Origin of the sequence: Pseudomonas sp. N-137 (genome assembly GCF_034555295.1) — a bacterium.
Taxonomy (GTDB): domain Bacteria; phylum Pseudomonadota; class Gammaproteobacteria; order Pseudomonadales; family Pseudomonadaceae; genus Aquipseudomonas; species Aquipseudomonas rhizophila.
In genome coordinates, this window is sequence record NZ_JAXUDQ010000006.1 from 775,082 (window position 1) to 793,273 (window position 18,192).

18 protein-coding genes are annotated in these 18,192 nt (G+C 56.2%); 1 reads left to right on the plus strand and 17 read right to left on the minus strand.

The features are described from left to right. Positions 1 to 9: 9 nt before the first annotated feature. From T3A99_RS05695 to T3A99_RS05740, 10 genes are all read right to left on the minus strand, one after another. Positions 10 to 951, minus strand: coding sequence for an acetaldehyde dehydrogenase (acetylating) (locus T3A99_RS05695; RefSeq protein ID WP_322834054.1), 942 nt, complete (start codon positions 949 to 951; stop codon positions 10 to 12). 141 nt (positions 952 to 1,092) lie between these two features. Then, the gene (locus T3A99_RS05700; protein ID WP_322834055.1) at positions 1,093 to 1,875 is read right to left on the minus strand and encodes a 2-keto-4-pentenoate hydratase; all 783 of its coding nucleotides are present in this window, start codon (positions 1,873 to 1,875) and stop codon (positions 1,093 to 1,095) included. Between the two features lie 32 nt (positions 1,876 to 1,907). Next, positions 1,908 to 2,885, minus strand: coding sequence for a nitronate monooxygenase (locus T3A99_RS05705; protein ID WP_322834056.1), 978 nt, complete (start codon positions 2,883 to 2,885; stop codon positions 1,908 to 1,910). A gap of 46 nt (positions 2,886 to 2,931) precedes the next feature. Then, positions 2,932 to 3,744, minus strand: a complete 813-nt coding sequence (gene hcaB, locus T3A99_RS05710; RefSeq protein ID WP_322834057.1) for a 3-(cis-5,6-dihydroxycyclohexa-1,3-dien-1-yl)propanoate dehydrogenase — start codon at positions 3,742 to 3,744, stop codon at positions 2,932 to 2,934. 10 nt (positions 3,745 to 3,754) lie between these two features. Beyond that, entirely contained in the window at positions 3,755 to 4,285 is a 531-nt protein-coding gene (locus T3A99_RS05715) for a 3-phenylpropionate/cinnamic acid dioxygenase subunit beta (RefSeq protein WP_322834058.1), read from the minus strand. Positions 4,286 to 4,296: 11 nt separating this feature from the next. Beyond that, a complete protein-coding gene (locus T3A99_RS05720; RefSeq protein WP_322834059.1) occupies positions 4,297 to 5,643 on the minus strand; it encodes an SRPBCC family protein in 1,347 nt (448 codons plus the stop codon). 40 nt (positions 5,644 to 5,683) lie between these two features. Further along, on the minus strand, positions 5,684 to 6,037 hold the full coding sequence (locus T3A99_RS05725) for a non-heme iron oxygenase ferredoxin subunit (protein WP_322834060.1): 354 nt from the start codon (positions 6,035 to 6,037) through the stop codon (positions 5,684 to 5,686). Positions 6,038 to 6,042: 5 nt separating this feature from the next. Then, entirely contained in the window at positions 6,043 to 6,888 is an 846-nt protein-coding gene (locus tag T3A99_RS05730) for a protocatechuate 3,4-dioxygenase (RefSeq protein WP_322834061.1), read from the minus strand. Between the two features lie 4 nt (positions 6,889 to 6,892). Continuing rightward, positions 6,893 to 7,189, minus strand: a complete 297-nt coding sequence (locus tag T3A99_RS05735; RefSeq protein WP_322834062.1) for an extradiol ring-cleavage dioxygenase — start codon at positions 7,187 to 7,189, stop codon at positions 6,893 to 6,895. A gap of 5 nt (positions 7,190 to 7,194) precedes the next feature. Next, positions 7,195 to 8,037, minus strand: coding sequence for an alpha/beta hydrolase (locus T3A99_RS05740; RefSeq protein WP_322834063.1), 843 nt, complete (start codon positions 8,035 to 8,037; stop codon positions 7,195 to 7,197). Positions 8,038 to 8,356: 319 nt separating this feature from the next. Between T3A99_RS05740 and T3A99_RS05745 the strand changes: the two genes are divergently transcribed. Continuing rightward, complete coding sequence (locus T3A99_RS05745) at positions 8,357 to 8,938, plus strand: TetR/AcrR family transcriptional regulator (RefSeq protein WP_322834064.1); 582 nt, start codon at positions 8,357 to 8,359, stop codon at positions 8,936 to 8,938. A 125-nt stretch (positions 8,939 to 9,063) separates the two neighbouring features. Here the strand turns inward: T3A99_RS05745 and T3A99_RS05750 are convergent, their stop codons facing one another. The 7 genes from T3A99_RS05750 to T3A99_RS05780 all read right to left on the minus strand — a co-directional run bounded on the left by T3A99_RS05750 (position 9,064) and on the right by T3A99_RS05780 (position 18,012). Then, the gene (locus T3A99_RS05750) at positions 9,064 to 9,951 is read right to left on the minus strand and encodes an SDR family oxidoreductase (RefSeq protein ID WP_322834065.1); all 888 of its coding nucleotides are present in this window, start codon (positions 9,949 to 9,951) and stop codon (positions 9,064 to 9,066) included. A 77-nt stretch (positions 9,952 to 10,028) separates the two neighbouring features. Beyond that, a complete protein-coding gene (locus T3A99_RS05755; protein ID WP_322834066.1) occupies positions 10,029 to 11,060 on the minus strand; it encodes an NADP-dependent oxidoreductase in 1,032 nt (343 codons plus the stop codon). Between the two features lie 23 nt (positions 11,061 to 11,083). After that, positions 11,084 to 12,640, minus strand: coding sequence for an AMP-binding protein (locus T3A99_RS05760; RefSeq protein ID WP_322834067.1), 1,557 nt, complete (start codon positions 12,638 to 12,640; stop codon positions 11,084 to 11,086). A 28-nt stretch (positions 12,641 to 12,668) separates the two neighbouring features. Continuing rightward, positions 12,669 to 13,511, minus strand: coding sequence for an enoyl-CoA hydratase/isomerase family protein (locus T3A99_RS05765; RefSeq protein WP_322834068.1), 843 nt, complete (start codon positions 13,509 to 13,511; stop codon positions 12,669 to 12,671). A 30-nt stretch (positions 13,512 to 13,541) separates the two neighbouring features. Then, positions 13,542 to 14,747, minus strand: a complete 1,206-nt coding sequence (locus tag T3A99_RS05770) for a saccharopine dehydrogenase family protein (protein WP_322834069.1) — start codon at positions 14,745 to 14,747, stop codon at positions 13,542 to 13,544. Then, positions 14,695 to 15,975, minus strand: coding sequence for an acyl-CoA dehydrogenase family protein (locus T3A99_RS05775; protein WP_322834070.1), 1,281 nt, complete (start codon positions 15,973 to 15,975; stop codon positions 14,695 to 14,697). Before T3A99_RS05775 ends, T3A99_RS05770 begins: the two co-directional genes overlap by 53 nt. Positions 15,976 to 16,212: 237 nt before the next feature. After that, positions 16,213 to 18,012, minus strand: coding sequence for an acyl-CoA dehydrogenase (locus T3A99_RS05780; RefSeq protein WP_322834071.1), 1,800 nt, complete (start codon positions 18,010 to 18,012; stop codon positions 16,213 to 16,215). Positions 18,013 to 18,192: the final 180 nt, after the last annotated feature.

Here is an 18,192-nt window from a genome sequence, read left to right on the forward strand (position 1 = left end):
CGATTCTCCTCAGGCGTTCAGCATTGACTGCGCCATGCGCTCGGCGGTAGCCAGCGCGGCGGACGTCATGATGTCGAGGTTGCCAGCATAGGCTGGCAGGTAGTGGGCGGCGCCCTCAACTTCGAGGAATACCGAGGTCTTGAGGCCTGAGAACTTACCCAGGCCAGGAATGTTCAGGGGCGCATCTTCGGGAATTACATCGAACTGAACTTTCTGCTTCAGCCGATAGCCTGGCACATAGGCCTGGACCGCAGCCGCCATCTCCTCAATGGAGGCCTCGACTTTGGCCTGGTCGACCGCTTCCGACAGAACGAAAACTGTATCGCGCATCATGAGTGGCGGCTCGGCCGGGTTCATGATGATGATTGCCTTGCCCTTACCCGCACCTCCGACCGCCTCGATAGCTTTGGATGTGGTCTCGGTGAACTCGTCGATGTTGGCTCGAGTACCTGGGCCGGCTGATTTACTGGCGATCGAGGCAATGATTTCGGCGTAGTGCACCTTCGCTACCCGCGATACCGCAGCGACCATGGGAATAGTCGCTTGGCCACCGCAGGTGACCATATTGACGTTCGGCTGATCGAGGTTCTGCTCCAGATTGACCACCGGAATGCAGTACGGACCGATCGCCGCTGGTGTCAGGTCGATCAGACGGATCCCCGGCTTGACCGAACGCAGAAAGGCGTCGTTTTTTACATGGGCGCCGGCAGAGGTGGCATCGAACACAAAATCGATATCCTTGAACACCTCCATGCGAGTCAGCCCTTCGACCCCTTCATGGGTGGTTGCCACACCCATGCGTTGGGCTCGGGCCAAGCCATCGGAGGCCGGATCAATGCCGACCATGGCCCCCATTTCCAGGTGCTTTGCATTGCGCAGAATTTTGATCATCAAATCGGTGCCGATGTTGCCGGAACCGATGATGGCGACTTTGAGTTTTCCAATGTTCATACGGATTCTCCAAAAACTTCAGCAAGGAGGATGACTTCAGGCTCATGCATGGCATGCCCTAGTGAGTTCAACAAACACTTGGTCGCTGCTCACCGATCACTGTTGTTGGCTGTGTTCCATCTGCCGGACAGGTAAACAAATTCATACGAAACGGCAGCTCACTTCACCCAGGCGGGTCAGTCGCAGTCGAAGGCTATCGCCGGCCAACACGGGAACCATTGGCCCCAATGCTCCGGACAACAGCACGTCCCCCGCCTGCAGTGGCCGCCCGGCCTGGGCCATGGTGCGTGCCAGCCATAGGCAAGCATCGAGCGGGTTACCCATACAGGCGGCACCGACACCAATAGCGGCCTGTGCGCCGTTTTTCTCAAGCAGCATGCCTTCCAGCGCCAAATCCAGACTGGCCAAGGCCACCGGGATCTTGCCCAGTACATACAGTCCCGAAGAGGCGTTGTCGGCGACTGTATCCACCAAAGTTATTTTCCAGTCTTCGATGGCCGAGTCGACGATCTCCAAGGCAGGAACCACGTAGTCCACCGCACGCATCAATTCCCCCAAGGTGGTGTCTGCGTTAGGCAAGTCGCGACCCAGGACAAAAGCGATCTCGCCTTCGGCCTTTGGCTGAATCAATCGGGTGCTATCGATGGCTTCACCGTCAAGGCATTCCATGTCAGCGAACAGCATGCCGAAGTCTGGCTGGTCCACCCCCAACTGCTGTTGCACCGCCAACGAAGTCAAACCGATTTTGCGCCCGCTCAAACGTCGACCGGTCGCCAGTGCGGCACGGGTATTGATTTCCTGCACAGCATAGGCGTCGGCAAGGGTGTGAATGTCGAAACGTTCGGAAATACGGCTACAGGTGCTACGTGTCTGACGCGCCTGGGCTAAAACCGAAGCAGCAGCCTGGATAGATTCTTGACTCATCGGATATCTCCTCTAACGATGATGGGAAAGGCTCACAGAGCCCCTGCTCGGCTTACCCGATAACCTTCATGCAGTTCGTCGACCAGCTCGGCAACGGTGTAGTGACGGGTGATCTGCCCGACCCCTTGCCCCGCCGACCACACGTGTTTCCAGGCTTTGTTGGCACTGGCGATGTCACCTGAAAAATCGATGCTGGACCGATTGTCCGAAGTCAGATCAATACTGGCCTGTTCCAAAGAAGGTTTCATCCAGCTGGCGAGCACGCCGCTGACCGCTTTGGTGGTCGCTACATCGTCCATCGAACAGGCCACCAGCATCTCGCGGTAGGCATCATCGACAAGACTTTCACTCGCAGCGATCAGTCGGGTGCCTACTAATGAAAAATCACAACCTAGAATTTGCGCAGCATGAATATCCCGACCATTCGAGATCGCGCCAGCCAAACCCAAAGGGCCCTGCCAGAACTTCCGCACCTCGGCAATGAATGCAAACGGGTTGTAACTACCGGTGTGGCCGCCGGCACCGTTACAGACCAGCACCAGTCCGTCGACGCCCGCATCAACAGCCTTGCGTGCCAACACCGGAGTAATGACGTCGGCGATGACCACCCCCCCATATTCATGCACTGCATCCATCACCCGTTTCGGGCTACCCAACGCCGTGGACACGATTTGTGGCTGATAGCGACGGACCAAATCCAGCTCTGCTTCGAAACGATCGTAGGTGCTGTGCACAATCATGTTCAGCATCCACGGGGCCCAGGTTTCACCACGCCCCCGAGCGACGTCTCGATCGCCGATAATCTCTTCCAGCCATTGCTGCAACTGATCCACAGTACGCGCATTGGGTGCGGGCATACTGCCAACGATTCCAGCCTGGCAGCAGGCGCTGAGCAAACGTGGCCCGGATACCAGAAACATGGGCGCCGCCAGTACCGGAATGCTCAGTCCGGAGAACAACTCCAAAAGTTTCTTCTGCGATGCACTGAGGACTCGGTTATCAACGCTCATCAAACAGTTCTCTTGTTGCACTTGTTATTAGAGACAGCGTTCGGATTCAGGGCTTGCGTGGACTACGAGCTCCGGCACTCCGGATTTCCCAGCCGCCGTCGCTATGAATAATGTTCGCTGTGGTCAACCCGGAATTTTCACGGGAGGCAAGCAGCACATAATGGCCGGTATGATCCTCTGGCTCTGCAATACGCTGCAGCGGTACCGACTGCGCAGCACCTTCTTCGAAGCCAGGAATCTGATTGAGTGGCACGCTGCGCTGGTTCAAGCCTTCCAGGCTTTTCATCGGGGTGTTGGTGGCGCCTGGTGCCACACCGTTGACGCGAATATCCGGCGCCAGCTCATACGCCAACTGCCGGATCATTCCGACCAATGCATGCTTGGCGGTCACGTAAAGAATTCCACCGCCGCCAGCATAAAACGCGCTGTTGGACAGGGTAAAAATCATGCTTCCGCGACTTTCCCGCAGCGCATCGATACAGCTACGCGCGCCAAGCAGATAACCTTGCACATTCGTTGCGAATAACCGCTGAAAAGCACTTTCGAAATCTTCTGGAGCAATACGATCCAAACGAGTGAAGTAGTCGAAAACCGCCGCGTTACCAACGAAGGTATCCAGGCGACCAAAAGCTTCCAGTACCGTCGCCACCGCGCGCTGGTTGTCCTGATAGCTCGCTACATCACCTTGAATGGTGACAATCGCATCGCCAAGTTCCATTCGCAGCACCGACAATTGCTCGCTGTCTCGAGCCATCACACCCACCCGGGCGCCTTCGGCCACATAACGCCGAACGATGGCCTTGCCAATGCCACCGGTTCCCCCGGTGACGAGTGCTACTTGCCCTTCGAGCCAACCCATATGCGCATCCTCAGAGGAAGGTGTTGATGTTCTTGCACAGCAACATCGCGTTAGGAATGAGAATTTTGCGTTTGAGCAACTTCAAGCCATCAGCTTCGACGCGCAGCAAATCCTCACGCCGCCCGACCAACTGGTGGGACTCGTCCAGGCCGCGGCTACGTACATTCATGAAGCAGGAATAAGCAATGAATTCACCTTCTGCATCCGCGGAATACACTTCTATATTGCTGATCAGGTGCACGTTACGGGTGGGCGGATTTTCCGCCCAGGCCGAAGGCTGCTTGAAGCGTGCAACCCTGCGCTGCAACTCACGCATGCCGTCATCGAAGAACGCCATGTGGTCCGCTTGATACGGACCGGATTTGTCTTCACGCCGCCGGTTTTCGATACCCGGCATCCAGTAGTGAATCCCCTCGCTAAGCATCTGCAGCCACTCGTCCCAGGACTCGTTGTCGAGCAGACGAGCCTCACGCAACAAGAAGGCCTCGACCTTTCGAACGTCGTCGAGAGAGACCGTTTTTTCCAAAGGCAACACGTTCATTTTCGTCTCCTTCAACGCATCGTGCCGTTACGATCCGGGACATCCGACCAAGTCGGTGCCTGCAACAGATCTTTCCAACGCTGATAGAAAGCGCGAGCGTTGCACTCATTGAGCTGGCCTTTGAAAACGTTGCCGGGCATTTCGCTGTTTTCAATTCGCGTGTTCATACCGAGCCCGACATACAAGTCTTGGTAACGAGTCACCATGCCGCGACTGGTCTTGGTGCAATATTCCCAGTTCTCGCCATCATCCATCTCAAAAACACCTGTGGGCGAGAAGGTCATCATCGCTCCTCGTCTCCACTTGTCCTTGATGTCCTGTGGGGCGTTCTTATTAACGATCACCCAGGTAAACAGCTCGATTTTGTGCGGACCACGAGGCTGCCAGATGCGAACAGTGTTCTGGCCTGGCAAGAAGGAGAAGTTCGGGAAAACGGTGAACGACGAGATAGAGCCGATCAACTTCGAACGAAACTCGCCCAGGCGCTCTGCGACTTTCGGACGCAGCACATGCAGGTATTTGTTGATATCCCTTTCACCCAACGTGGCGGCATTGCCAACCACGTCAGTGGCGAACTCGTAACCATGGCCATTCCAGTTGACCGAGTACGATTCCGGTAACTCACCGACGTTCGCTACTGGCCCGCCCAGCATGGCCTTGGCTGCCGAGTCATGAGTCCAGCCTCCGTGCAGAATATCGCCGACAAAGTTTTCCGCAGCGATTTTCCAGTTGCATTCAATGGTTGAACGAACGCAGCCGCCAAGGAATTCACTGCCGCCTTCGTCCATGTCAAGTATTACGTCCAGGTACCATGTCATTGGCCCCAGGTACTCTTCGAGCGTCGGCGCGTCATCTGCGAACGTGGCAAACACTAGCCCCTTGTAGCTGGCAACGCGGGCCTCACGCAGTCCGTTTTGGGACTTATCGAAATTGCTTTCTTCGTAGCACTTGGACTCATGCATGCCCAACAGTCGACCACCATCGGCACCGAAGGACCAGCCGTGATAGTTGCAGATGAACCCCCGAGCGTTTCCCGCCTCAGCGAAACAAACCTTGTTGCCACGGTGCGGGCAGGCATTGAGGAAAACCTTTATCGAGGCATCCTTCTGGCGGACCACCAGCACCTCATCTTCACCCATGGAGGTAGTCAGATAATCGCCCGACTTGGGCAACTGAGATTCATGAGCAACGAACAACCAGCAACGAGCGAAGATTTTCTCGAGCTCTTGTTCGTAAATGGCTTCGTCCCAGAACACCTTGCCAGAAAGCCGGCCCTCTTCCATATCGCACACCCTGTCGAGATTCGGCAGGCTTGGCGTGGACTCAATGGTTCTGAGTGGTATGCGTTTGTTATCCATGATTCAGGCTCCCGGAAATTGGGTTGATACAGCTAACCGGTCAGACCGGACTCTGGGCCGCGACCAGCGCTTCTTCAGATTCGAGCGCCACATCGGCGTACACCTCTTTATCGGTGACGATGATGCGATAGGTGCGCAAGTGCTTTTCGCAGGGAAAGGTCATAGCCTTGCCAGAAGGCACATGGAACTGACCCCAGTGCACCGGGCAGGTGATCAGGTCATCTTCGAGGTCACCTTCAGCCAGGGATGCGGTGGCATGGGTGCACATATCGGCGGTGGCATAGAAAGTGCCACCCAGGTTGTACACGCAGATATCACCCACATCGCCATGAGTAACCTTTTTCAACGATCCAGGTGCCAGCTCATCACGTTGACATAGCAATACTCGACTCATAGCCCTTACTCCCCCGAAATCAATTGAACGAAACCCAATCCAGTGACCCAGGCGGGAACTGCTTCATAGGCGATCACTTCTCCCCGAGGCTCAGGAACTGCCGCCAGGGCGCACGCGAAATTGCGGATTTCCATAGCGCCATTACCTGCACGCCGTAGAATCTCCCCATCTGAATAGGCACACAGACCTTGCAGGTCGCCATTGACACCCAGCGCGAGGATTTCCCGATCGAAATCTTCGGCGACACGTCCCATTTCTGCGGTACCCACCCAATGACTGATGCCACCGCTACCAATGATGACCACACGCTCATCGGCATCGAATGTTTCGACCGCCGCCCGGATTTGTCGGCCAAGATCAGCACTGCGCTTGAGCGATATGTACGGGTCGACGCCACAGGCCAGGTACACCGGAATAGTCGGCAACTCACGACCAAGGAGGTCTTGCGCCGGCTTTACCACCAATTGGTGCGGGATCGAAAAGGAGTGATCGACAGTGAAACTGCGAGCGACTGTCCAGTCGATATCCTGCTTCGCGGCATGCTCGACGATATGCCCTGCAAGCTTTTGCTGGTTATTCACCACGCCGCGTGCTAGCCCTGGCAAGCGGTCAATCGGACCATCGACATCTCCGGTCGCGATTACATAACGCGGCAGGCATTGAGTCCCGAAAAGGATGTAATGGTCGCAGCCAACGATGATCACCGACGTCGGCTCCAATTGCGCAAGACGTTGGGCGCACTCCTCATATGCACCCCACACTGCGTCGCGCTGCGTCTGCTCTGGCGCCTGGGGTGCGACAAACATGACCGGATCATGCGGCATCCAGAAACCGCCAACTATCTTGCCCATTGGATCACCCCTTAAGCGCGGCGGAAAAACCCGCCAGTTGTTCGTCAGTAGCGCCTAGGCGCTTCTTGTAGATGGACATGTCGCGCTGTTCGGACAATTCCTGCCAAAAGCCCATGGTCAACATTGGATTGACCCCTAACCCTTGAAGCGCCGCGACATCGAAACCAATCACCATATCCACTTCCTCCTCGCTCAAAGCGAAACGACTGAGGAATAAGCGAGCGTCCTTTCGGAATTGATCTTTGGCGGCGCGCTCGACTGACAATTGCCAGAGCACTCGCTCCAATACGTTTCGGCTCATGGTGGTTACTCGCTCAAGAAGTCGCGAACCAGCGCCGCAAAACGACGCGGTTGCTCGGTTTGTACCCAGTGCCCGCAACGGGCGAACAAATGCAGGTCGGCGTTCGGCACACTGTTGGCGATCAACAAACCGCATTGCGGCGGAACCACACGATCTTCACGCCCATGAACCACCAGTGTCGGGGCTGTGATCTTGGCCAAAGCAACTGCCGGAAACCCTTTGACGATGGTCTCGCCTTCGGCGGCGGGTTTAGGAATCAACTTGCGTAGTGCTTCCTGCGCACCGGGACGGGCGCTGGCGTCATAGCGAGCTTTGACTAACTCTTCAGTGATCAAGGATTTGTCAAAAGGGAACAGCTCCATCAACTGGCGCATGTTTTCCAGGGACGGCTCATATTCCCAAGCTCCGCGCAGACCCGGGGTCTGAACGAACTCGCCAGCAGGCGTGCCCAGCAGAACCAGTTTGTTGACACGCTCAGGCGCAAAAATCGCAAGACCGATTGCCACAGCCCCGCCGAAGGAGTTGCCTACAAACGAAGCCTTGGGAATGTCCAACGCATCCATAATGCCGACCAGATGATTGACCCAAAGCTTGATGTCGTATTTCGCATCTTCCTGAAACTCGGTGAAACCGAAGCCGGCAATGTCTGGAACGATCACTCGCCACTGATCGGCGAACACGTCCATCGTCCTGGCCCAATTGGTCCAGCCGGAAACGCCAGGGCCTGAACCATGCAGTAAGAACAGAGCTTCGCCCTGACCCGCTTCGTGATAGTGGGTCTTGTGTCCTGCTGCCAGCAGGGTTTTTCCAATACCGTTCATACAGGCCTCCGATTCTTCAATTAACATACAGATGTGTATCTGCATGTTATTGTCGAACCAAAATACCGTCAACGAAAAAAACGCTGAGCATCCGAATTTTAAAGATTATTTTTGAAGGTAAGCGCTGATGATGGCGAACAAACATACATATGTGTACTTTATATGCAGGCTCACTGAGCGGTTTGATGCGCTAGCATCTCGACTGTCACTGGGAATGGTTTCAAACGCCCCGGCAATGGCTGCACGCTAGCACTTGGCGTTAGAATGTTTGCTTTGCTGCCGAAGGCGACCTGTCAGGGTCAGGCCCCTGGCGCTCATCCAGCTCGTTGGAAAAGGCCCTCAGACAATGACATCACGCACCAGTCTCACCCGAGAAGATTGGATTCACGCAGCCCAGCATGTCCTGGTTAAGAGCGGTGTAGATGCCGTCCGGGTCGACACGCTAGCTAAGGAGCTGAAGATCACCCGGGGAAGTTTTTACTACCACTTCAAAAGCCGTGGCGAATTGCTCGAAGGCATTCTTGGCAACTGGCGAGCACGCGCCACCGAGGATGTGATTCTGCATCTGCGCAACGCACACAGTTCTCCCCTGCAACAACTGCAACGTTTGCTGGAGCTACCCTCTCACGGTCAGACCGCTCGGGATGCGGCCGCTATTGAACTTGGCATTCGTGCCTGGGCTCGTCGGGACAAACAAGCCCGCCTGGCCATTGATGAAGTGGACAGTCACCGCCTCAGTTACATCGAGGGCCTGCTGCTTCAGGCAGACGTACCGCAAAGTGAAGCCGAGGACCGTGCCTACCTTATTTACGCTTACCAGCTCACCCTCTCCTTGCTCCACAGTGAAGACACACCGCAACAGAGGATGGAACGCAACAGCCGGATGTCGAACATCCTCATCCCGGTGCGCCAAATAGAGCCCGCCTGACGTTCACCGATTCCAGGGCTGTGCATTAGGCCCGGAATGATCTTGATTGATTACTCATGGAAGATGATCGAAGCCGGACTCGCCCTCTTGCCGATTATCTTTCAGAGGCTGGCTTCGATGGGGCCCTACGTTTTTTTAATCGGGCTGGGCAGAATAAGCCTGTCAATCCCGAGTACTTTGAAGATGAGTTTGTCGAAGACCCGGTCAGGCAGGCATCGGCCGATGTACCAGATACGATCTAATGGATAGCGGGTGCGTGGATAGCGCGATTTGAGTGCATGCAGCACCGCACGAGTCACCTTGTTCGGCGACGCCGCTTTGGCCTCCTGCTGCGCAAGCGCACGATTGAACTGTTGCCACAATATCTGGTAATGAGTGTCTTGATAGCGGTGCTCTGCGCCAATGGTGGCAGCTTTCTCGAAGAGACTTGAACGAATGAAACTCGGTTCAATAGTCGAGACCTCAATACCGTAGGGTATCAACTCGCGCCGCAGACCTTGGCTCAGCGCCTCGATCGCATGCTTTGAAGCAGAGTACGCTGTCATGAACGGCGTGGTAACAGCCCCTGCCACCGAGCCGATATTGATGATTCGACCAGGCCGCTTGCCCGTTTGCTCGCTGGCACCTAACAGGGGCAGGAAGGCTCTCGTCACCTCCAGCACACCGAAAACATTGACCTCGAACGTCTTGCGAAACTCTTCAACGGGCTGCAGCAGCAACGGCCCGCTAAGGCTTACGCCAGCATTGTTGATTAGTGCTGCCAAGGGATCCCCTTGCAGATGCTGGGAGACGGTCTCGACTATCGCCGGCAACGCCGCAGAGTCGGTCACATCGAACAACAGCGGCACAAAGCTCGTGCCAAAGGACTCCATCAGTTCAGTTGCGTCATTCAGTCGGCGCACACTTCCAAACACCAGATATCCAGCCTTCATAAGGTCTTCGGCAATAGCGCGGCCGATGCCCGTGGAAACGCCGGTCACCACCACCCCGCGCCGTCTGTCGTTATGCGTCATTTTTGCGATCTTCCTGTAATTGAGAGCTACAAAGCCGTGAGGGTGGTGGGCGCCTCCATCGAGACGCCCAGCCGCCATCAAACAGGGTCGGCCACCTTCAGCACCAATTTGCCAGGACTTTTTCCAGTGAACAGCGTGGGTAGAAGAGACGGTGCATGCTCGAAACCTTCGACGACGCTTTCAGCCACGTTCAATTTGCCCTCGGCAATCCAACGCCCCATTTGCTCAACCCCCTCCTGCAGCCGATCACGATAGAAGGTCAGGAGAATCCCTTGCACACTGAGCATTTTCACGCAGATGAACATGTAGTTGCGCGGCCCTTGCAACTGAACATCGGTATAGCCGGAAGACATGGCGCCACAGATAAGAATTCGCCCGCGGGGTGCCATATGCAGCAACAGGGTGTCGAGCATGTCCCCCCCAACATTGTCGAAGTAAGCGCTGACCCCTTCAGGACAAAGCTCGGCCAGACGGGCTCCGATATCTTCACTCTGATAATCGATAGCCTCATCGTAACCGGCATGCTCCACAATCCAGCGACACTTCTGCGCACCACCCGCAATACCAATAACTCTATCCGCCCCCATTGCCTTGCAAATTCCGGCCACCAAAGATCCGGTCGCACCTGTTGCAGCAGACACCACTACGGTATCCCCTGGCCCGACCTTCAGAACGTCGGTAACCCCAAAGTAAGCCGTCAGCCCGCCCACGCCGAGCACTCCCAGATGCCAGGTCATCGGCATGTCGTCCGACCTGGGTAGCACACGCAACGGCATTGGCCCATCGGCACGAGCAATGTTGTAGTCCTGCCAAGTCAAAAAGCCTTCGACCAGATCACCTTCCGCATAGCCTGGATGGCGTGAAGCCACAACCTGACCAATACCCATGGTCCGTATAGGATCTCCGACCCCTACTGCTGGAAGATAACCACCATGGTCGGTCAGCCAGATGCGTTGGCTTGCATCAAAGCCAAAATACAGAGAACGAACCAGCACCTCATTTTCACCCGGCTCAGGTGGCGTGGATTCGCTGTAGCTGAAGTCTTCTGGCACTATGCTGCCTACTGGACGACGTGCAAGTAACCACTGACGATTAACAGGATTAGTCATTTTATTGTTCTCTTTAGTTGAAATCAGACGCGGCGCGAACGGCCGCCCCAATACATTTCACGCAAATCTTTCTTGAGTACCTTGCCGACGCTGCTACGAGGTAATGGCGAGAGGAAATCAATGGATTTTGGCGCTTTCACTGAACCGAGCTTGCGCTTGCACAACTCGATCAGTGTATTGGCATCGACTGTACAATCCGGCTTAAGCTCGACAACACCTTTAACCGACTCGCCCCAGTTATCGTCGGGCACGCCGATCACCGCGCAGTCCAGCACCGCAGGATGGGACCACAGCACCTGTTCAACCTCTCCAGGATAGATATTGAAACCGCCGGAGATGATGACATCGCGCTTGCGGTCGGTGATGTGAAGGAAGCCTTCTTCGTCGAGATGCCCCACATCTCCAGTGTGAAGCCAACCGTTGACCAGGGTCTCGGCGGTCTTTTCCGGATCCTTGTAGTAGCCCTTCATCACGATATCGCCGCGCAGACAGATCTCACCACTATCCCCCTGCGGCAATTGCCGGCCACAGTCGTCCATAATCACCAGTGCGTTCGTCACCGAAGGCAACCCGCAGGCCGATAGACGACTATCGGGCGCGACACGACCGTCCACGAAATGGTCCCCCGGACGTAAAAAGGCAATCGACCCCGGAGCCTCGGTCTGGCCATAGCCTTGCAGCATCACCGGCCCGAAGATTTCCAGTGCGCGCTTGAGCTTTTCCAGCGACATCGGTGCAGCTCCGTACATCAAATAGCGTAACGAGGAAAAGTCGCGCTGCTCGATGCCCGGCGTCTCAAGCAATCGATAAATAACGGTTGGGGGCAGGAAAAGTTCGGTCACCCGATGCTCCTCGATCGCATCAAGCAGCGATATTGGATCGGGCTTGCTCAACACCACCACAGTGCCGCCTCGCGCACTGGCCGACAACGACAGAAAACCCGCCGTATGGGTCATCGGCGCAGCAGCCAGATTGACGATAGGCTCACCGGGTTCATAGTAGGTATTGATAATGCCATTGATTAGTGAAGCCCCAAGGTTGCGATGCGTCTGCATCACCCCCTTGGGCAGTCCTGTCGTACCGCCAGTAGGCATGATGGCAACCAGATCCTGCGGCTCGTGAAGCACCTGCGGAGCCGTCGACGGCTGGGATGCAATCCAGTCCGGTAGCGAGATGCAGTTTTCCACTTGACCATCGATGCACACTAGCTTGCACAGTCCAGGACATAACGCCTTGTACTGCTCCACAGCCGACGCATAAGCCTTCTGAAAGAACAGCACTTCGACGTCAAACCCATTGATCAGTTGGATGCTCTCTTCTGGGGTACTGCGTGGATTCAGTGGCACCCATGCCAATCCGGCGCGCCATAAGCCAAGCACGCACATCCATGCCAACGGATGATTGCCAGCCAGAACCGCACCATGGCAACCCTTGCCAGTACCATCGTTAAGCAGCGCTTGAGCCACCTGACAGGTGATGCCGTATGCCTCTTCGTAATTCCACCTTTCGCCGTCCATGACAAAAGCCGTTCCGAACCTGTTCAGCGACCGGCCGCGGTCGAAGAAGTCGATAATGGCCATTACTGTTTCCTCTTGTTTTTATTCAGGATCACTTTACAACCGGCAACAACTTGTCGAGCGATCCTGGCAGATCGAGTTCGAACTCGCGTGACTGCCCCCCGGCCAACAGAGCTGCGAAACCGGCCTGCATCTCCTCACCTGCCAAACCGCTGCGTAGACCATCGTTCTCGGCGGCCAAGGCGCTGAACAGCGGCTCAACGAAAGGTTCAAACACACGGCGTACCACCTCACGGTTCATCGCCACCACCGCATGCGAACGCTTGGCCAGACGACAAACCAGATCCTCCACATAGGTGTCGAGTTCACCGACAGGCAAGGCTCGATTAATCAAGCCGTAACGCTCAGCTTCCTCGCCACTGAAATCACGGGAGCTCAACAGAAACTCCAGAGCCCGCGCCGGCCCCATGGACATCGCTGAGCGCGTGGCACCGCCGCCACTAGCCAGGAAACCGGCACTGGCCTCAGGGAAACCAAACTTCGAATCCGTGCTGGCAAAACGCATGCTCAGGCACAGCAGGAACTCCAGCCCGCCACCACGGCAACGACCGTTGATCTTGGCCACAGTGATCTGCGGCAGCATCTGCCAGGTCAGTGTGAGTGCCTGAACCCCATTGATATCAGGGCTCTTGCCCGCTGCACGTGGATCGGACCCGGCCGCCATGACATCGTTAAGGTCAAAGTGTGCAATGAAGAAATCCGGGTCAGCGCTGTCGAGCACCACCACTTTGACACTGCGGTCGACCTGCAAACGACCGGCCAATTGAAACAACTCCTCGACCATTTTGAAGTTCATCAAGTTGATCGGTGGATTCGAGAAAGTCAGGCGCAGGACCGCACCGTCTTGCTGGAGTGCAAACGTGGAAAAATTCATAAGAGGCATCCTTCAATATGCAGGGACGAATCAGACCAGACGCTCGACCTGGAGCGCGGCATAGCCGAAGCTCTTGAGCGAACCCAACAACTCGTGGTGACCGAACACCTGCGAAGGCGAGCGAAAGCCAGATACCCGGGGTGTCTCGCAGATCAGGCGACGAGCGCCATAGGCCTGCAGCAGGCCGGTCTGCAAGTAACCGCCGGTGCTAAAGATCGTTGCTTTGACAGCAACGTTGTTGCCAGTAGCCATGCACCAGTCGATTGAACGATGCACCCCACGCGACTCCCGTGGTGGCATGCTGGCCGTGATCCCTCTAGCCATGTTGTCGAGGATAGGTTGCAGTTGCTGTTCGGGAATCCACTGCAGTGTCGTGAAGTAGAGTCGTTCCAGATCCAGCTGTTTCTGGTATAGGGTCTGGTTCCACATTGCCACGTCCATCTTGCAGTTGCGCACGCGACCATCATTCGCAAACCATAGCGGGTTGGTGCTCCCCCCCCAACTGGTGGCCGTCAGCACTTGACCGCCCGGGGTCGAGATCTGGCTGACCTCGATCTTTTTGTAAGGCACCAATTGGTTGTCTTTCAAATAGTGGAATGGCTGGCAAGCAGAGTCGAGAATGGTATTGGCCGAGCCGACAGTGGGCACCGCTTCACAAACTTCGTGCATTTCAAGCGAATCGACGCCTGGCACCTCAAGGCAGAATTGAGCCGCGATCTCGCTGATTGCATACTGCATGGCCAACGATGGCACCATCACCAAACCGGCCTTGGCAAAGTCCTTGCCAAATGCCTCGTCAATCTGACGAACCGCCGCTTGCTCACCCGTGGTATCCAGGTAATGAACCCCTGCACGCAGACAGGCTTCGGCCACTTCCAGATTGAAACGTTTGAAGGGCCCTACTGTGTTGCAGATAACTTTGCGGCCGGTGAGCAACTTGGTCAACGCCTCGACCGTATGTTCAACCTCAACAATTTCGTACTCCGCGTTTTCAATGCCAGGTACGTGTTGAAGCGCCTCAACAATTCGCTCGCGACTGCGCCCGGCAGCGACAAAGGGCACACCGAGATCACGTAGATGCTCAATGATCAATCGACCGGTGTAACCACTCGCACCGTAGACGACGACAGGATAATTTTTGCTCAAGGAAATGTCCTCGCTCTGTATAGATGATTGGTTCGGTTTAGTTGCGACCGAAACCTTCTTGTTGGTGCAGGCGGCTGAGCAGATAGCCATAATGGGTCTGCAGGACGTTGTTTTCTCCGTCTTCGATCTGCATGGCCTGCGCATCGCGAAGGAGCTTCTCGATAGGAAACTCACGGGTCAGACCAGCACCACCGAAGAGCTGCAAGGACTCACGCACCACATTCATCATTTCGGTAGTGCAGAAAACCTTGCCCGAGGCAGTGAAGTAGGGATGTGGGCGCGGAGCGCACTTAGTAAAATGCGCAACATGGCGGGCCATCGCGCGAATAGCCTCCACCTTTATACCGATGCCACCCAGGCGATACTGAGTGAGCTGGTGATCTGCGAGCAGCGCCCCACCCTGGTGACGTTCATGCACATAAGTCAACGCCAGCTCGAAGGCTGCACGGGCCAAACCGGCAGCCAAGTGGCTCATCGCAGTGCCAGCATGAGCCCAGGCATGAGCGTGCTTGAAGTCATAGTCATCTCGAGTGGCAATGGCGAAACGGCGAGGCACGCGTACGTTGTCAAAATATATTTCGCCTTGCGGCAGGGAGCGCTTGCCGATCTTCTCAAGGGGCTTACCGCGCGAAATGCCCTTCAGGTCGAGCGGCATGATGATATTGCAGCCGTAGGTACTGTTATGTTCGTCGAAAAAACCATCACCGTAATCAGCGACAATGTCCAACAAAGCCACCTGAGCCACTGCACCGTTTGATACCCAGGCCGAGGTTTGACCGTTAACGACAATCTCGTCGCCGATAAATGTCGCCTGGAGATTTCCTTTATTACCTTTCGATCCTGGATAACGCTCTTGCTTGTACAGGATCAGACCGTCCGAGCCGCGATCAGGTTGAGTGGCACACCAACAGCCAAGTCGACCTTCACACAGGTCAATCAGTTCCTGTTGACCACTGGCCTGCGCCATCAACATAGGCATGCCACCTGCGCCAACAGAGGTGGCAAGACCTGCATCCCCCCAAGCGAGCTCCTGAAACACCAGACCTTCCATGCGAGAGACTTGCTCAGGGGGAAGACCGCTCATTGCCTCTGGACCGAGGCCAAGCTTCTGGATCTCGCCATGGAATTGCCAGAACGGCGAACCAGGCAAAAAGGCCTGGTCGGCGGGCATGCGATCCAACTCGCGACCGATGGGGCGCATCACCTCACGAGCGAAGCGATGTACCGCATCTTGCACCGCCTGTTCGTCTTCAGTGAGACCAGCATCGAAGCCGGCCAGCCCAACTACCGGCAGCTGCACTTCATGTTGCGTACTCATGGGTGTCTCCTATTATTATTAGTGTATTCACTAGTGCGCGCGGCATTTCCCCACGCACCCTTGGCAAGCGCTCGGCCTCCCTTGCCGCGTGAAACCAAGGTACTAAGTTCCTGCATTACCCACCCCCCCATGGAGGAGTGGGTTTGCACAATGCGGAGATCGCGCTTTGGATCAGGGCTCTCGCCCGACGATCGCGGCTTCCTTTAAAATATGCACACTTTGATGGGCCTCAGCCGGTCAAAACGCGGCGTCGTCCATAGCCATCACAAATTCGCCTCCACGCATTGCCACTTCGGCCAGTCCCGCCACTTGCGGCAACACGTGAGCGGCATAGAAGCGGGCACTGAGCAACTTGCGACGCAAGAAATCGGCATGCCCCTTGCCAGACTCGATATGATTCAGAGCCACGAGCGCAGCCCGCGCCATCTGCCAGCCACCAGCGACGATTCCGCACAGTTGCAGCAACGAGACCCCTCCCCCCAGCACCACCAGAGGCTGTCGGGAGTAGTTCAGGATTGCCCAATCCGTTGCCCTTCTCAGTAGCTCGACGCCCTTACGCAGATTGCATTCAATCTCCAACAGCTCATTGTTTTGATGCACTGCAAGGCGCCCTAGCGTGAGATCGACCTCAGCCAGCCAAGCCTGCAGCGCAGCGCCGCCGTCACGCACCAGCTTGCGTTCGATAAAGTCGTGCGCCTGAATGGATGTCGTCCCCTCGTAAATGGCGCAGATGCGCACATCGCGCATCGGCTGCGACGCACCACTCTCCAGTACATAGCCCATACCTCCATACACTTGGATGGCCATGGACGTAACTTCAATGGCCGCCTCCGACGACCAACCCTTGAACACCGGGATCATCAGGTCCACGAAGGCTTGGCGCTCATTGCGCACCTTTGCGTCCACGTGATGGGCAGCCAGATCGCGAGCCCCCGAAATCAGGTAAGCCAGTGCACGCATGGCCTCCGTCTGACTGCGCATGAGCATGAGCATCCGCCGCACGTCAGGATGACGAATGATAGGTACAGGCTCGCTGCGCTGACCTGGCAGACTCCCCTGCACCCGTTCGCGGGCGTAGGAAAGCGCCAACTGATAGGCACGCTCACTCATGGCGAGCGACTCCATCCCTACGTTGAAGCGAGCGGCGTTGACCATCACGAACATGGCCTGCAAACCTTTGTTTTGCTCACCAACGAGCCAACCCACCGCGCCCTCACCAGCACCGCCATATACCATCGTGCAGGTAGGACTGCCGTGATTGCCCATCTTGTGCTCAATACCGGCACAGACCACATCATTGCGCTCCCCTACTCCACCTGCTGCGGTGGGAAGGAACTTGGGCACGACGAATAGAGAAATACCTTTAGTACCCTCTGGCGCGCCAGGCATGCGCGCCAGCACCAAATGCACAATATTTTCAGTAAGGTCATGATCACCGTAGCTGATGAAAATCTTCTGCCCGGAGATGCGGTAGGTGCCATCTGGCATTTCGACTGCACGCGTGCGAAGCGCACCCACATCGGAACCTGCCTGCGGCTCCGTTAGATTCATTGTTGCCGCCCACTCACCACTCACTAGCTTAGGCAGAAAGCGCGAACGCACTTCCTCGTTAGCACTGGCCGCTAGAGCCTTCACCGCGAAGGCCGTGAGTCCAGGACAGAAACAAAACGACTTGTTCGCTGAGGTAAATACCTCTTCAACGGCAGCACATAGCATCGTGGGCAACCCCTGCCCGCCGTGCTCGATCGGTATCTCGATATTATTCCAGCCAGCCTCGGTGAATTGCCGGTAGGCCTCCGAAAACCCTGGCGCAGTTGTCACTCCCTCGGCAGACCAGCGCGCACCGTGTCGGTCACCCACAGCATCGACGGGCACCAGCACTTCCTCCGCGAAGCGCGACGCTTGCTCAAGAATAGCGTCGGTCAACTCCTCGTCAGCAAGAGAGTCAGCATCCGGTAACTGCGCGACACGACCAATGTCTGCGAGTTCGCGCAATACAAAGCGCATGTCCTCTAATGGGGCGATATATGGATTCACAAGGTCCTCCTCTGTGTACGGGCGGCTGGCGCGACCTTTTGTGTCACGCGTTTTTAACGCCTGCACTCTGCCAGACCCAAGCCGGGCAAAGGCCACCCGCAAGGAGGGGGATATGAGCCAACAATTCGCTATTTGTCCTAATAAGAGAGCCCCTACCTACCCTTGCAGAGGGGGGTAAAA

Bases quoted from the DNA above. Each gene is read 5' to 3' on its own strand.
- T3A99_RS05770 (WP_322834069.1), bottom strand. From the start codon at position 14,747: ATGGCTATCTGCTCAGCCGCCTGCACCAACAAGAAGGTTTCGGTCGCA.
- T3A99_RS05760 (WP_322834067.1), bottom strand. From the start codon at position 12,640: ATGGCCATTATCGACTTCTTCGACCGCGGCCGGTCGCTGAACAGGTTC.
- T3A99_RS05725 (WP_322834060.1), bottom strand. From the start codon at position 6,037: ATGAGTCGAGTATTGCTATGTCAACGTGATGAGCTGGCACCTGGATCG.
- T3A99_RS05715 (WP_322834058.1), bottom strand. From the start codon at position 4,285: ATGAACGTGTTGCCTTTGGAAAAAACGGTCTCTCTCGACGACGTTCGA.
- T3A99_RS05705 (WP_322834056.1), bottom strand. From the start codon at position 2,885: ATGAGCGTTGATAACCGAGTCCTCAGTGCATCGCAGAAGAAACTTTTG.
- T3A99_RS05775 (WP_322834070.1), bottom strand. From the start codon at position 15,975: ATGAGTACGCAACATGAAGTGCAGCTGCCGGTAGTTGGGCTGGCCGGC.
- T3A99_RS05735 (WP_322834062.1), bottom strand. From the start codon at position 7,189: ATGAGCCGAAACGTATTGGAGCGAGTGCTCTGGCAATTGTCAGTCGAG.
- T3A99_RS05740 (WP_322834063.1), bottom strand. From the start codon at position 8,037: ATGTTAATTGAAGAATCGGAGGCCTGTATGAACGGTATTGGAAAAACC.
- T3A99_RS05745 (WP_322834064.1), top strand. From the start codon at position 8,357: ATGACATCACGCACCAGTCTCACCCGAGAAGATTGGATTCACGCAGCC.
- hcaB (WP_322834057.1), bottom strand. From the start codon at position 3,744: ATGGGTTGGCTCGAAGGGCAAGTAGCACTCGTCACCGGGGGAACCGGT.
- T3A99_RS05695 (WP_322834054.1), bottom strand. From the start codon at position 951: ATGAACATTGGAAAACTCAAAGTCGCCATCATCGGTTCCGGCAACATC.
- T3A99_RS05700 (WP_322834055.1), bottom strand. From the start codon at position 1,875: ATGAGTCAAGAATCTATCCAGGCTGCTGCTTCGGTTTTAGCCCAGGCG.
- T3A99_RS05730 (WP_322834061.1), bottom strand. From the start codon at position 6,888: ATGGGCAAGATAGTTGGCGGTTTCTGGATGCCGCATGATCCGGTCATG.
- T3A99_RS05755 (WP_322834066.1), bottom strand. From the start codon at position 11,060: ATGACTAATCCTGTTAATCGTCAGTGGTTACTTGCACGTCGTCCAGTA.
- T3A99_RS05765 (WP_322834068.1), bottom strand. From the start codon at position 13,511: ATGAATTTTTCCACGTTTGCACTCCAGCAAGACGGTGCGGTCCTGCGC.
- T3A99_RS05720 (WP_322834059.1), bottom strand. From the start codon at position 5,643: ATGGATAACAAACGCATACCACTCAGAACCATTGAGTCCACGCCAAGC.
- T3A99_RS05750 (WP_322834065.1), bottom strand. From the start codon at position 9,951: ATGACGCATAACGACAGACGGCGCGGGGTGGTGGTGACCGGCGTTTCC.